Source organism: Streptococcus oralis, assembly GCF_026782285.1.
GTDB lineage: Bacteria > Bacillota > Bacilli > Lactobacillales > Streptococcaceae > Streptococcus > Streptococcus oralis_CG.
Genome location: NZ_JAKUWG010000002.1, coordinates 52197 through 66854, shown reverse-complemented (window position 1 = coordinate 66854; position 14658 = coordinate 52197). Strand labels below are relative to the sequence as shown.

Sequence of the window (14658 nt, the reverse complement as noted above, 5' to 3'; positions counted from 1 at the left end):
AAGGGAACCTATGTTACACAACGCATTTGCCTATGTTACAAGGAAGTTTTTCAAATCGATTGTTATCTTCCTGATTATTCTCCTCATGGCGAGCTTGAGTTTGGTCGGCTTGTCGATCAAAGGGGCTACTGCCAAGGCTTCTCAGGAGACCTTTAAAAATATCACCAATAGTTTCTCCATGCAAATCAATCGTCGCGTCAATCAAGGGACGCCACGTGGTTCTGGGAATATCAAGGGTGAGGATATCAAAAAAATCACCGAAAATAAGGCCATCGAGTCTTATGTTAAACGCATCAACGCCATCGGAGATTTGACTGGATACGACCTCATCGAAACGCCAGAAACCAAGAAAAATCTCACTGCTGACCGAGCAAAACGGTTTGGAAGCAGTTTGATGATTACAGGTGTCAATGACTCCTCCAAAGAAGATAAGTTTGTCTCAGGCTCATATAAACTGGTTGAAGGTGAACACCTAACCAACGATGATAAGGACAAGATCCTCATGCACAAGGACTTGGCAGCTAAACACGGCTGGAAAGTTGGAGATAAGGTCAAACTGAACTCTAATGTCTATGATGCAGACAATGAAAAAGGTGCTAAAGAAACAGTCGGAGTGACAATCAAGGGTCTCTTTGATGGTCACAATAAGTCAGCAGTAACCTACTCACAAGAACTCTATGAAAATACAGCTATCACAGACATTCACACTGCTGCAAAACTTTATGGATACACAGAAGACACAGCTATTTATGGGGACGCAACCTTCTTTGTAACAGCAGACAAGAACTTGGATGATGTTATGAAAGAGTTGAATGGTATCAGTGGTATCAACTGGAAGAGCTACACACTTGTGAAGAGCTCCTCTAACTACCCAGCTCTTGAGCAATCCATCTCTGGTATGTACAAGATGGCCAACCTCCTCTTCTGGGGTAGCTTGAGCTTCTCAGTCCTTCTCCTTGCACTCTTGCTTAGTCTTTGGATCAACGCCCGTCGCAAGGAAGTGGGAATTCTCCTCTCTATCGGTCTCAAGCAGGCAAGTATCTTGGGGCAATTCATCACCGAATCTATCCTGATTGCCATCCCTGCTCTCGTTTCTGCTTACTTCCTAGCCAACTACACAGCCCGTACAATCGGAAACACTGTTCTTGCCAATGTCACTTCAGGTGTTGCCAAGCAAGCCAGCAAGGCAGCTCAAGCCTCAAATCTTGGTGGGGGTGCAGAAGTAGACGGCTTTAGCAAGACCTTGTCGAGCCTAGACATTTCTATTCAGACATCAGACTTTATCATCGTCTTTGTCCTTGCCTTGGTTCTAGTGGTTCTCGTTATGGCGCTTGCTTCAAGCAATCTCCTCAGAAAACAACCAAAAGAGCTCTTGCTCGATAGCGAATAAAAAACTTGCTACCTATTCTCCCCTAAATGGGGTATAATATAGGTAGCATTTTTATCTATTTCATCTTGATAGTATAAAGCCTTATCAAGATGAAATAGAGAGATTTACAAGAAACTTAAAGGAATGTGAAACGTTTTTCTATGAAAATTTTAATTGTAGAAGATGAGGAGATGATCCGTGAGGGGATAAGTGACTATTTGACCGATTGTGGTTATGAAACCATTGAGGCGGCGGACGGTCAAGAAGCTCTGGAAAAATTTTCCAGCTATGAAGTAGCTCTAGTACTGCTGGATATCCAGATGCCCAAGCTTAATGGCTTAGAAGTCCTAGCCGAGATTCGTAAAAGCAGTCAGGTTCCTGTCTTGATGCTGACCGCCTTTCAGGATGAAGAATACAAGATGAGTGCCTTTGCTTCGCTAGCAGATGGCTATCTGGAAAAACCCTTTTCCCTCTCCCTTTTAAAAGTAAGGGTGGACGCGATTTTCAAGCGCTACTACGATACAGGACGAATCTTCTCCTATAAGGATACCAAGGTGGATTTTGAGAGTTACAGTGCAAGCCTCGCAGGTCAAGAAGTGGCCATTAATGCCAAAGAGTTGGAAATTCTGGACTATCTGGTGAAAAATGAAGGCCGGGCCTTGACTCGTTCTCAGATAATTGATGCTGTCTGGAAGGCGACAGATGAGGTTCCCTTTGACCGTGTCATTGATGTCTATATCAAAGAACTGCGGAAAAAGCTAGACTTGGATTGTATCCTCACGGTGCGCAATGTTGGTTATAAATTGGAGCGAAAATGAAACGAACAGGTTTATTTACAAAGATTTTTATCTATACCTTCTCGATTTTTAGTGTTCTGGTTATTTGTCTTCATTTAGCCATTTATTTTCTCTTTCCCTCAACTTATCTGAGCCATCGTCAGGAAACCATTGGCCAGAAAGCGACTGCTATTGCCCAATCCCTAGACGGAAAGGATAGACAAAGTATCGAGCAAGTGTTGGACTTGTATTCCCAGAGCAGTGATATCAAAGGAGCTGTCAAGGGAGAGATGACCGAGGACAAGTTAGAAGTCAAGGATAATTTTCCACTAGATACAGCTCGCCAGACAACTTCCCTCTTTATTGAGGAGCGTGAGGTGAAAACGCAAGACGGTAGCACGATGACTCTCCAGTTTCTGTCTTCCATGGATTTGCAAAAGGAAGCAGAGCAGATCAGTCTCCAGTTTCTTCCTTATACCTTGCTGGCATCCTTCCTGATTTCCCTCTTGGTGGCCTACATCTATGCTCGGACCATTGTTGCACCGATTTTGGAAATCAAGCGGGTGACCCGTCGGATGATGGACCTGGATGCCCAAGTGCGATTGCGCGTGGACTCTAAGGATGAGATAGGTGATCTCAAGGAACAAATCAATAGCCTTTACCAGCACCTTTTGACTGTTATTGCGGACTTGCATGAGAAGAATGAAGCCATTCTCCAGCTGGAGAAGATGAAGGTTGAGTTTCTTCGAGGGGCTTCTCATGAACTGAAAACACCTCTGGCCAGCTTGAAAATCCTAATCGAAAATATGAAAGAAAATATCGGTCGTTATAAGGATAGAGACCACTATCTTGGAGTTGCCTTGGGAATTGTGGATGACCTCAGTCACCACGTTCTCCAGATATTGTCTCTTTCTTCTGTTCAGGAATTGCGAGAGGAGAAGGAGAACATTGACCTAGTCCAGATGACGCAAAGTTTGGTCAAGGATTATGCTTTGCTCACCAAGGAGAGAGAGCTTCAGGTAGACATTAGCCTAACCCATCAGCAGGCTTACATAAACCCATCTGTCATGAAACTGATTCTATCGAATCTCATCAGCAATGCTATCAAGCACTCCACTCCAGGTGGCTTAGTCCGCATCGGCGAGAGAGAAGGGGAACTCTTTATCGAGAATAGCTGTAGTCCTGAAGAACAAGAAAAACTGGCCCAGTCTTTTTCTGAAAATGCTAGTCGCAATGCCAAGGGTTCGGGGATGGGACTCTTTGTGGTCAAAAGTTTATTAGAACACGAGAAATTACCTTATCATTTTGAGATGCAAGATGATCGCTTGACCTTCTTCATACGTTATCCCAAAGTCACTCAGGACTAAGGAAAAGAAAGGGGTTACATTGATTAGGTTGGAAGAAATTCAATCTAAAGTATGGGAAAAACTAGCTTTTTTTATCAAAAAGTGATAAAATGAACAATGTAAATGGGATGTCCCAAAAAATATATAGGAGGCCTGACAAATGGCAATCGTTTCAGCAGAAAAATTTGTCCAAGCAGCTCGTGACAACGGTTATGCAGTTGGTGGATTTAACACAAACAACCTTGAGTGGACTCAAGCTATCTTGCGTGCAGCAGAAGCTAAAAAAGCTCCAGTTTTGATCCAAACTTCAATGGGTGCTGCTAAATACATGGGTGGTTACAAAGTTGCTCGCAACTTGATCGCTAACCTTGTTGAGTCAATGGGTATCACTGTACCAGTAGCTATCCACCTTGACCACGGTCACTACGAAGATGCACTTGAGTGTATTCAAGTTGGTTACACTTCAGTCATGTTTGACGGTTCACACCTTCCAGTTGAAGAAAACCTTGAAAAAGCTCGTAAAGTTGTAGAATTTGCTCACGCAAATGGTGTATCAGTAGAAGCTGAAGTTGGAACTATCGGTGGTGAAGAAGACGGAATCATCGGTGATGGTGAATTGGCTCCAATCGAAGATGCTAAAGCAATGGTTGCAACTGGTATCGACTTCTTGGCAGCTGGTATCGGTAACATCCACGGTCCATACCCTGCAAACTGGAAAGGTCTTCACCTTGACCACTTGCAAAAATTGACTGAAGCTGTACCAGGATTCCCAATCGTATTGCACGGTGGTTCAGGTATTCCTGATGACCAAATCCAAGCAGCTATCAAACTTGGTGTTGCGAAAGTTAACGTTAATACTGAATGCCAAATCGCATTCGCTAACGCAACCCGTAAATTTGCTCGTGACTACGAAGCAAACGAAGCAGAATACGACAAGAAAAAACTCTTCGACCCACGTAAATTCTTGGCTGACGGTGTAAAAGCTATCCAAGCATCAGTTGAAGAACGTATCGACGTATTCGGTTCAGAAGGTAAAGCTTAATTTAGCTTAACCATATAAAACAGAAACCTGCCTATTGGGTGGGTTTTTTGTGTTTTAAGGGAACTATTATTTCTGTTTTAAACTAGAGGCAATTATTTTTATAGAATATGATACTTGTAAAAAATAAATTTGAGGAGACAAGATATTAAATCTTCCTATTCGTTCCATTGTATTCATTTTATGCGATTGAGATATTTGGATTATGTTGGTTACTATTTTATATAGGTGTTGATATAATTTAGACGATTCTATGAAATTAATTGGGATTAAGTTGGAGAGTTGCTCAATAAGTTCATGTAATTATGGAAATAGTTTTTAATATTTACTTGTTTGGAAATGACTTTGAGATGCTTCTCCGTTTACGAACTCTATATGTAGTTTTTTTATGAAGTTGGTAAGTTATTGACAGCAATTCTTTTTCATTATAAACTAATAATAATCAGAAAAATCGTTAACATTGGAAATGGAGTTTATTATGTCTGACTGTATTGTTTTGGAAGATGAGTTATATGTTATTTATTCTAATTATAGAACGTTTACTCTTGATGCGGAGTATTGTTCAAGATATACATATTATCTAAAAAAAGGAAATTACTTTTTCTTGAATGATGACGGAAAGTTAGTTGATTCAAATGAGAGTGTAGAGGATAGAATTGCATATAAGATTGGAAAACTAGAGGGGAATTATTATTGTTTTGACAATGAAATATTTGATTTACAACATAAATTTAGAATAGATGTTAGCCTAATTGATAAGTTAAAGCATAAACATTTTTTAAAATATCCTTCACAATTGTCTATTCTAAAGAAAATTGATAGTTTGATAAATGAGGATTTTTACATTTTACCTGACGATACGATAAATGAAGATGTTAGTTCAATCAGTTGGACAGAATATAACAATCTTGTTGATTCATTTCCAACAACTACAACAGTGAAACATTATATTGATAAATTGGTGGCTGAAAAAATTGAGGGCTTTTTTGAGTTAAAAAAGAACTATGATGATGAGCTTGAAAAACATCTCAAAAAAACAAATAGAATTACCTCTTCTGACACACTATTCCCACAAGAACTAGACTATAAAGTTACTCAAGCTGAAATATACAAATTTACTTATGCACTTGATTTGTTGAAACATATACTTGAACAGGAGATTATAAGTGAGAAAGAATGGCAGAATAAAATTTTAGATATTCTGTTGCTAATATACCCTCAGTATCAAATTGTAATCGATGAGGTCGGATTAAGTAATCGTAGAAGGGTTGATTTTATTTTAGTTGACTTCTTTAATAATATTGATATTGTTGAGATAAAGACTCCCGAAAAGAGATTATTAAAAAAATCAAAATATAGAGATCACTATGTTCCATCACATGAATTAACTGGTACAGCTATGCAAATCGAGTATTATTTGCGAGAGTTACATGAAAATTCAAGTTCCAATATACAGAAAATTAAGCGCAAGTTATTAGATAAGAGTTTTGATAGTGAAGTTAAGATAAATAACGTAAAAGGGATTATTATCATGGGGCGAACAAATGAATTTAATTCAGAACAACAAGAAACTTATCGGATTATGAAAAATCAGTATTCCAATATTATTAATATTATTAGTTATGATGAACTACTTGATATGTTAGAAAGAATTTTGGACCGCTTCAAAAAAAATGGTATTTCAAACAAACAGAATTAAGCATAATGTGGCAAACAAAAAATAAATTTTACTCTCATTTTGTATTCTTTTCAAAGAACAAAGAGGAATACTGAAGAAACTTTCCTATATAATATGTTTGAATAAAAATCTATTTAAAGTGTTTTCGGTGTGCTAGGAAATACAGAGAGTTAATCAGCTATGTTCAGAAGGTAAAGCTTAATCTAGCTGAATAATACAGATGAAACCTGCCCATTGGGTGGGTTTTTTGGTGTTTTAAGGGAACTATTAAACCAGAATTTTGGGTTAAACATACCATTTTAAGAGAGAAATATCTAATTTCACAATCTATAGGCAAACGCTTGCATTATAGTTTTTATTGGACTATAATAGGTTGGTATAAAGCCTTCTGTAATAGTAAAATGTGAAGGTTTAGAAAGTAAGGATTTAGAATATTTGTAGTCAAAAATACAATGTTGCTATTCCTTACGGTAGGGAGATAGATATGGCAATGATAGAAGTGGAACATCTTCAGAAAAATTTTGTGAAGACAGTAAAGGAGCCAGGCTTGAAGGGGGCTTTGCGCTCCTTTATTCATCCTGAAAAGCAGACCTTTGAAGCGGTCAAGGATTTAACCTTTGAGGTGCCCAAGGGGCAGATTTTAGGCTTTATCGGGGCCAATGGTGCTGGAAAGTCGACAACCATCAAAATGCTGACAGGGATTTTGAAACCGACATCTGGTTTTTGTCGGATTAACGGCAAGATTCCGCAGGACAATCGCCAAGACTATGTCAAGGATATTGGTGTGGTCTTTGGACAACGAACCCAGCTATGGTGGGATTTGGCTCTGCAAGAGACCTACACGGTGTTAAAAGAGATTTACGATGTGCCGGACTCGCTCTTTCACAAGCACATGGACTTTTTGAATGAAGTCTTGGACTTGAAGGACTTTATCAAGGATCCCGTTCGGACTCTTTCACTGGGTCAACGGATGCGGGCGGACATTGCGGCTTCCTTGCTCCACAATCCTAAGGTTCTCTTTTTAGATGAGCCGACCATTGGTTTGGACGTTTCGGTCAAGGACAACATTCGTCGAGCCATTACCCAGATCAATCAGGAGGAAGAGACAACCATTCTCTTGACCACTCACGATCTGAGTGATATTGAGCAGCTCTGTGATCGGATTTTTATGATTGACAAGGGGCAGGAGATTTTTGATGGAACGGTTAGTCAGCTCAAGGAAACCTTTGGCAAGATGAAGACACTTTCCTTTGAACTGCTACCAGGTCAAAGTCATCTCGTCTCTCAGTTTGAAGGCTTGCCTGATATGACCATTGATAGACAAGGAAATAACCTGACTATTGAATTTGATAGTTCCCGCTACCAGTCAGCTGACATTATCAAGCAAACCTTGTCTGATTTTGAAATCCGTGATTTGAAGATGGTGGATACGGATATTGAGGATATTATCCGCCGCTTCTACCGAAAGGAGCTCTAAGATGGTCAAATTATGGAGACGTTATAAACCCTTTATCAATGCAGGGATTCAGGAGTTGATTACCTATCGAGTCAACTTTATTCTCTATCGGATTGGTGATGTCATGGGGGCCTTTGTGGCTTTCTATCTCTGGAAGGCAGTCTTTGACTCCTCGCAGGAGTCCTTGATTCAGGGCTTCAGTATGGCGGATATTACCCTCTACATCATCATGAGTTTTGTGACCAATCTCTTGACTAGGTCGGATAGCTCCTTTATGATTGGGGAGGAGGTTAAGGATGGCTCCATTATCATGCGCTTGTTGCGACCAGTTCATTTTGCGGCCTCTTATCTCTTCACCGAGCTTGGCTCCAAGTGGTTGATTTTTATCTCTGTTGGACTGCCATTTTTAAGTGTTATTGTCTTGATGAAAATCTTATCTGGGCAAGGTATTGTAGAAGTGCTGGGACTAACGGTCCTTTATCTCTTTAGCTTGACGCTGGCCTATCTGATTAACTTTTTCTTTAATATCTGCTTTGGATTTTCAGCCTTTGTATTTAAAAATCTATGGGGTTCCAATCTACTCAAGACTTCCATAGTGGCCTTTATGTCTGGGAGTTTGATTCCCTTGGCTTTCTTTCCCAAAGTGGTTTCAGATATTCTCTCCTTCTTGCCTTTCTCATCTTTGATCTACACGCCAGTTATGATTATCGTTGGGAAATACGATGCCAGTCAGATTCTTCAGGCGCTTTTGCTACAATTTTTCTGGCTCTTAGTGATGGTGGGCTTGTCTCAGTTGATTTGGAAACGAGTCCAGTCCTTTATCACCATTCAGGGAGGTTAGTATGAAAAAATATCAACGCATGCACCTGATTTTTATCAGACAATACATCAAGCAAATCATGGAGTACAAGGTTGATTTTGTTGTTGGTGTTTTAGGTGTTTTCCTGACTCAAGGATTGAACCTCTTGTTTCTCAATGTCATCTTTCAACACATTCCATCCCTAGAAGGCTGGACCTTTCAAGAAATTGCCTTTATCTATGGATTTTCCTTGATTCCCAAGGGACTGGACCATCTCTTTTTTGACAATCTCTGGGCACTGGGACAACGATTGGTGAGAAAGGGAGAGTTTGATAAGTATCTGACTCGTCCTATCAACCCTCTTTTTCACATCTTGGTTGAGACCTTTCAGATTGATGCCTTGGGCGAACTATTGGTTGGTGGAATCCTTCTGGCGACAACGGTCACCAGTATTAGCTGGACCTTTCCTAAATTTTTGCTTTTCCTAGTTTGTATTCCTTTTGCGACCTTGATCTATACTTCCTTGAAAATCGCGACAGCCAGTATTGCTTTTTGGACCAAGCAGTCAGGTGCTATGATTTACATTTTTTATATGTTTAATGATTTTGCTAAGTACCCGATTTCCATTTACAATTCTCTTCTTAGATGGTTGATTAGCTTTATCGTACCTTTTGCTTTTACGGCCTACTATCCTGCCAGCTATTTCTTGCAGGACAAGGATGGGCTCTTTAATATCGGTGGTTTGATTCTGATTTCCCTTGTCTTCTTTGTCATTTCTTTGAAACTATGGGACAGGGGCTTAGATGCCTACGAAAGTGCGGGTTCGTAAGAGGAAAAAACTCAAAGCCTTGTCTCAGGACAGGCTTTTTCTAATGGGGATGAAAATTTCTTGACATCTATTCTCAGAGTGCTATACTAAAAGGGTAATCGCCGATTTAGCTCAGTTGGTAGAGCAACGCACTCGTAACGCGTAGGTCACAGGTTCGATCCCTGCAATCGGCAAAATCAAGAAGTCCATTAGGGCTTCTTTTCTTTTGTTACTACTATTCAACCACTTAGACCGAGATATTGACCAGATAGGCAAAAGGGCTTGTTCTTGAAAAAATCCTCTGCTATAATCTTTTTTGTAAGGGGCGTGAGGGGTCAGTATCAGACAACTCAAGAACCAAAAAAAGAAAATGGAGACAAAAAATGAAAAAATTATTGGGACTTGTATTTTTAGTAGCCGCAGCGGTTGTATTGTATTTTGGCTATATTGGTTGGCCAAGTTTGGATGTCAATCTCTGGTCACTCATTCCGGTAGGATTGTTTCTCTATTTCACTCTAGAAAATCTTTTGAAAAAAGATTATAAGGCTAGCCTCATGTGCCTGATTATTGCTTTTATCATTGCAAATGCTATTTTGGACCTTTTGCCAATTTCAAGTGGTTTGGTGATTGGTGCAGGAGTGCTAGCTTGTGTAGGACTTGGCTACCTCTTTCCTGATAAGGATAAAAAAGAAGATAAATAGAAAAGTCTCGAGGTTTCTCGAGACTTTGTTTTTATTTACCAGCGTAGTATTTTTGGATGCCTTTCACAATACCTGCGACTAGTCTATCTTGGTATCGATCATCACGAATCCGTTGATTTTCAGTGAAATTATCCATATAACCGAGTTCTAGGAGGACGGCTGGTTTGGCTGTTTCGCGTAGTACGGCAAAACTACTTTCCAATAAGCCAGCATCCTTGGCACCTGTTTCTGCAAGGAGAGAGGAGTGGATAGCAACAGCGAGGCGTTTGCTTTCACTCATACGATCAGGATGGTTGTGCCAGTATTGATTAATCTTACTTGGATAGTCAGGTTCATCGCTATAGGAGTAGGTTTGAATACCGCTCGCTTTTGAGTGAATGTTTCCAGTAGCATTGAAATGGATACTGATAAAGATATCAGAGTTGGTTTTATTTACCATTCTTGAACGCTCAGTCTTAAAATCAACATCGATATCACTGTCACGTGATGTGAAGACAGTATAACCTAATTCTTCTAATTTCTTACGCAGTTTGCGATAGACTTGCATGTTGAGATCTTTTTCGGCTACATTGTAGTAAAAGGCACCTGAATCTCGACCACCATGCCCAGGATCTAGGAAAATGGTATTGCTGTATTGACCTTTTACAAATCCACCTTCTGTTGAAACTTCAGAAATCCATTGGCCGTATTTTTGGAACAAATGTTCCTTGCCGTCTATCTTGTAGGTCCCTGATACATAATGTCCGCTATCGTCCAAATAGTAACGAGCCTTGTAATAGTCGTCGTAAATCCACTCATTCTTGGCCATATAGCCACCAGACTTGAGATAGTAGGCTCCAATCCATTCACGAGCCGCATAGGTTCCATTCGCTTTTAGATAGAACCAACTGTTGTAGGCCTTATCAAAGATCCACTCTTTTTCAGCCATGGCTCCACTAGATTTGAGGTAGTAGCTTCCTTTCCATTTATTGGAAAGCATGACACCATTTTGTTCAAAGGCGTACCAAGTTTCTTTGATTTTCTCCCATTTGTCTTGGCTGTATTTCCCATATTCATTAGCGTAATACCAATTTTCATTGATTCTCACCCAGGAGTTTTCCGCCATAGCCCCGCTACTGCCGAGCAGGTAAGCACCAACGGTCGTTTTGCTGAGCATCACGCCGTTTTTGTCAAAATAATACCATGAACCATTAATTTTCTCCCATTTGTCTTGCGAGATTCTGCCAGATGGTGTGACATAATACCAATTTTGGTCAACCTTTACCCAGCCATTCTCCGCCATAGCCCCACTTTTGGTAAGGAGATAACCATCAACGATTGCCTGACTGAGCATGACACCATCTTTGTCAAAGTAGTACCAAACTCCTCCAATTTTTTTCCATTTTTGCTGGATGATTTTTCCAGACTCATTGGCGTAGTACCATTTACCCTCAAGAGCTACCCAGCCATTTTCTACCATGACCCCGTCTTTATTGAGAACATAGCCATCAAAGATGGTATCACTGAGTCGGTTTCCATCGTTGTCAAAATAGTACCACTTATCTTGAATTTTTTTCCATTTGAGGACAGGCTGATTGTTTTCATAGAAACGCCACTGTTTGTTTTCTTCCTGCCATCCTTCTTTTTTAGGTGCTTCTTCTTTTGCCTTTTCTTTTGGAAGTGTTGTAGTCTCCTCTTCAGTTTTAGTTGAAAGATCTTTCTTATCTTCCTTAGAGTTGCTTTGTTCGGTGATAGCAGGAGGATTAGCATTGTTTTCTTCCGCATAGATAGGTGCTTGTGCCAATCCTGCTATTGAAAGAACAACAGCACTTGCCAATATAAACTTTTTCAACGATATTCTCCAATCATTATTTTCTAAGAAATATTATAAAATATGTCTGACGGTTTATCAATTATCAAACTGAACTTCTTCTAGTAAGTATTCGATAAAGCGTTCTCCCATCTTAGATAGGCTAGTTTTTTCATGCTGGATATAGACTAGTTCAATCGGGTCGTCAATGTCCAGTGGAATGGAAACGATATTGTCTCCGTTGAGGTTGCTGTTCAAAATCCCTGTTGCAATGGTGTAACCATCCAAACCAATCAAGAGGTTAAAGAGGGTTGCGCGGTCACTGACTACAATGGATTTCTTGTGGTGCTCTTGTGAAAGAATCTCTTCTGAAAAGTAGAAGGAGTTGTGCGTCCCCTGGTCATAACTCAGATAAGGGAAGTCTTCCAAATCAGCCAGTTTAACCTTGTCTTTTTTAGCTAGAGGGTTGGTCTTGCTGACAAAGATATGAGGCTGGGCGGTAAAGAGGTGGTGGGCCAAGAGGTGGTTGTCGTCCAGCATTTTCGTTAAAACATCACGGTTGTAACTGTTCAAAAAGAGGACACCAACCTCACTACGGAAGTTCTTGACGTCATCGATAATCTCCCAAGTCCGAGTTTCACGTAGAAAAAGCTCGTATTTTTCCATATCACTTTTCTTGAGCAGGGAGACAAAGGCATTGACCACAAAGGCGTAGTGTTGAGACGAAACGCTAAAGAGTTCGCGGTGGGCGACAGGATTTTTATAGCGTTCCTCCAGAAGTTGGGTTTGCTCGACAACTTGACGGGCATAGGAGAGAAACTCCATCCCATCACGGGTCAAGGTAATGCCCTTGGGATTGCGGATAAAGATTTCAATGCCCATTTCATTTTCCAAGTCTCGAACGGCATTAGAGAGACTGGGTTGGGTGATAAAGAGTTGCTTGGCTGCCTCATTCATAGAGCCAGTTTCGACGATTTTGATAATATAGTGTAGTTGTTGAATTCTCATGTTTTTATTGTACCATACTTGCGGAAGAATGGGCAATGAAGACGAAGAAAATAGGGGGAAAGAGCTGGTCCAGTATTGAAAAAAAGTCTAGAATTTGCTAAAATGGAAGCTATGAAAACATTCTATGATGTGCAGCAATTTCTCAAACAGTTTGGCATTATTGTTTACATGGGGAAGCGTTTGTATGATATTGAACTGATGAAGCTCGAACTCTCTCGGATCTATGATGCCGGTCTGATGGACAAGCTAGACTATCTAGAGGCGGAAGCTGTTCTTCGTAGAGAGCACAAGATAGAATTAGACTACTTAGAGAAAAATGGAGATAAGAACTTATGACAATTTGGATTTTATGGGGAATTGTACTAGCGATGGCGGCGTGGATGGGTTATAACTACCTTCGTATTCGTCGTGCAGCTAAGATTGTGGACAATGCAGAATTTGAAGCCTTGATTCGAAAAGGGCAATTGATTGATGTCCGTGAACCAGCAGAATTTCACAGAAAACATATCCTCGGAGCCCGCAATATTCCTTCAAATCAGTTGAAGTCAAGCCTTGCAGCCCTTCGAAAGGATAAACCTGTCCTTCTCTACGAAAACCAACGTGGACAACGAGTGACTAATGCAGCACTTTATTTGAAGAAACAAGGTTTCTCTGAGATTTATATCCTTTCTTATGGATTGGATTCTTGGAACGGGAAGGTCAAGACTAGCTAACATTCTGTTAAAAACTGTCGAATGATAGATAAAACTAGCATTTTATGGTATCATCATTTATATTAATTTTAAGGAGATTTTGTAATATGAATTCACAACAAAAGAAAAAACACTCACTTGTTTTAGGTATCCTATCTATTGTGCTTGGTTTGTTATCTCCAATTGTAGGTCTGATTTTGGGGATCATAGGATTGGTCTTGGCTATTTCATATCAAAAAGAGTCACAAATAGCCTATAAAACAGAAAAAATTCTGAATATCATTGGAATTGTGATTTCTGTACTTAACTGGATTCTAGCCATTGCAATCTTTTTTAGATAAGCAAAAACAAAAAAAGCTTTAAACATAAAGCTTTTTTCTTTTATCCACTTTTCTCTAAATAGTTTTTAATGATTTCCAATTCCTCTGGATTCAAGGGACGGTATTGCCCTTCTGCTAGTTCTGGGTCTAAAGTGAAGTCACCGAACTGAACTCGTTTGAGAGAGGTCACCTTGACACCAACAGATAGAAACATCTTCTTGACCTGATGAAATTTGCCCTCAGAGATAGTGATGGAGGCCCGGCTCTCTGTTGGGCTTGCGTCTAGAATTTCAAGTTTTGCTGGTTTACAAGTGGTTCCGTCTAAAAAGACGATTCCTTCCTTAAACTGCCGGATATGATCTGGTGTGAGCAGTCCATTGACTACCACTTGATAGGATTTATCGACATGGTACTGGGGATGAAGGAGCTGGAAGCCAAGAGGTCCATTGTCTGTCAAAAGGAGCAGTCCCATCGTATCGCGGTCTAGTCTGCCGACAGCATAGAGCTGGTCAGACTGGATGTCAGGTGGAAGGAGGTCCATGACGGTTGGTAGTTTCTTATCCTTGCTAGCTGTAACGACTCCGTTTGGCTTATGAAGCATGAGGTAGTTGTGCTCGTAGCCTTGAATCTGCCGTCCTTGAAAGACTAATTTTTGCAATCCAGTGTCGACACTTTGAGCGAGTGAGCTGGCTGGATAATCGTCCACTAGGATTTCTTTTTTTAATAGAGCCTGTTTCATAGCCTTGCGACTGACCTTTTCTTGGGCTAATAATCTATCTAAACGCATACCAGCTTATCTTATCATAAGTCTCTGACTTTGAAAAGAGTTGCCTTAACTAGAAAAGCAGAGTGAAAACATTTACACTTAGCTGAACTG

At 40.2% G+C, this 14658-nt stretch carries 15 protein-coding genes and 1 tRNA gene; 13 read left to right on the top strand and 3 right to left on the bottom strand.

Features of this window, described 5'->3' with window-relative positions:
* Nucleotides 1-10: 10 nt before the first annotated feature.
* The 10 genes from vex3 (at nt 11) to MK403_RS01385 (ending at nt 9972) form a co-directional block, all read left to right on the top strand.
* Nucleotides 11-1390, top strand: coding sequence for an ABC transporter permease subunit Vex3 (gene vex3, locus MK403_RS01430; RefSeq protein WP_268708727.1), 1380 nt, complete (start codon nt 11-13; stop codon nt 1388-1390).
* A gap of 140 nt (nt 1391-1530) precedes the next feature.
* Nucleotides 1531-2187, top strand: a complete 657-nt coding sequence (vncR, locus tag MK403_RS01425) for a response regulator transcription factor VncR (RefSeq protein WP_125416680.1) — start codon at nt 1531-1533, stop codon at nt 2185-2187.
* The gene (gene vncS / locus MK403_RS01420; protein ID WP_268708726.1) at nt 2184-3512 is read left to right on the top strand and encodes a sensor histidine kinase VncS; all 1329 of its coding nucleotides are present in this window, start codon (nt 2184-2186) and stop codon (nt 3510-3512) included. Before vncR ends, vncS begins: the two co-directional genes overlap by 4 nt.
* A 139-nt stretch (nt 3513-3651) precedes the next feature.
* The gene (locus MK403_RS01415) at nt 3652-4533 is read left to right on the top strand and encodes a class II fructose-bisphosphate aldolase (RefSeq protein WP_001019005.1); all 882 of its coding nucleotides are present in this window, start codon (nt 3652-3654) and stop codon (nt 4531-4533) included.
* Nucleotides 4534-5008: 475 nt separating this feature from the next.
* Nucleotides 5009-6229, top strand: a complete 1221-nt coding sequence (locus MK403_RS01410) for a Shedu immune nuclease family protein (protein ID WP_268708725.1) — start codon at nt 5009-5011, stop codon at nt 6227-6229.
* A gap of 463 nt (nt 6230-6692) precedes the next feature.
* A complete protein-coding gene (locus tag MK403_RS01405; RefSeq protein ID WP_268708724.1) occupies nt 6693-7685 on the top strand; it encodes an ABC transporter ATP-binding protein in 993 nt (330 codons plus the stop codon).
* 1 nt (nt 7686) lies between these two features.
* Nucleotides 7687-8505 (top strand): ABC transporter permease, encoded by an 819-nt coding sequence (locus MK403_RS01400; RefSeq protein WP_125450158.1) that lies wholly within the window; start codon nt 7687-7689, stop codon nt 8503-8505.
* Nucleotide 8506: 1 nt separating this feature from the next.
* Nucleotides 8507-9292, top strand: a complete 786-nt coding sequence (locus MK403_RS01395; RefSeq protein WP_268708723.1) for an ABC transporter permease — start codon at nt 8507-8509, stop codon at nt 9290-9292.
* 100 nt (nt 9293-9392) lie between these two features.
* Nucleotides 9393-9465, top strand: a tRNA-Thr gene (locus tag MK403_RS01390).
* Nucleotides 9466-9654: 189 nt separating this feature from the next.
* Nucleotides 9655-9972: a hypothetical protein gene (locus MK403_RS01385; protein WP_268708722.1), complete on the top strand. Its 318-nt coding sequence runs from the start codon at nt 9655-9657 to the stop codon at nt 9970-9972.
* A gap of 31 nt (nt 9973-10003) precedes the next feature.
* Here the strand turns inward: MK403_RS01385 and MK403_RS01380 are convergent, their stop codons facing one another.
* On the bottom strand, nt 10004-11803 hold the full coding sequence (locus tag MK403_RS01380; protein WP_268708721.1) for an N-acetylmuramoyl-L-alanine amidase: 1800 nt from the start codon (nt 11801-11803) through the stop codon (nt 10004-10006).
* Between the two features lie 57 nt (nt 11804-11860).
* On the bottom strand, nt 11861-12769 hold the full coding sequence (locus MK403_RS01375; RefSeq protein WP_001222584.1) for a LysR family transcriptional regulator: 909 nt from the start codon (nt 12767-12769) through the stop codon (nt 11861-11863).
* A gap of 102 nt (nt 12770-12871) precedes the next feature.
* On the opposite strand from MK403_RS01375, the gene MK403_RS01370 reads away from it, so the two are divergent.
* From MK403_RS01370 to MK403_RS01360, 3 genes are all read left to right on the top strand, one after another.
* A complete protein-coding gene (locus tag MK403_RS01370) occupies nt 12872-13105 on the top strand; it encodes a YqgQ family protein (RefSeq protein WP_070838353.1) in 234 nt (77 codons plus the stop codon).
* Nucleotides 13102-13482, top strand: coding sequence for a rhodanese-like domain-containing protein (locus tag MK403_RS01365; RefSeq protein WP_061417295.1), 381 nt, complete (start codon nt 13102-13104; stop codon nt 13480-13482). The genes MK403_RS01370 and MK403_RS01365 overlap by 4 nt, the downstream gene beginning before the upstream one ends.
* Nucleotides 13483-13568: 86 nt before the next feature.
* Nucleotides 13569-13802: a DUF4190 domain-containing protein gene (locus MK403_RS01360; RefSeq protein WP_268708720.1), complete on the top strand. Its 234-nt coding sequence runs from the start codon at nt 13569-13571 to the stop codon at nt 13800-13802.
* A 40-nt stretch (nt 13803-13842) separates the two neighbouring features.
* On the opposite strand, the gene MK403_RS01355 is transcribed toward MK403_RS01360, so the two are convergent.
* Entirely contained in the window at nt 13843-14568 is a 726-nt protein-coding gene (locus MK403_RS01355) for a 16S rRNA pseudouridine(516) synthase (protein ID WP_268708719.1), read from the bottom strand.
* Between the last annotated feature and the right edge of the window lie 90 nt (nt 14569-14658).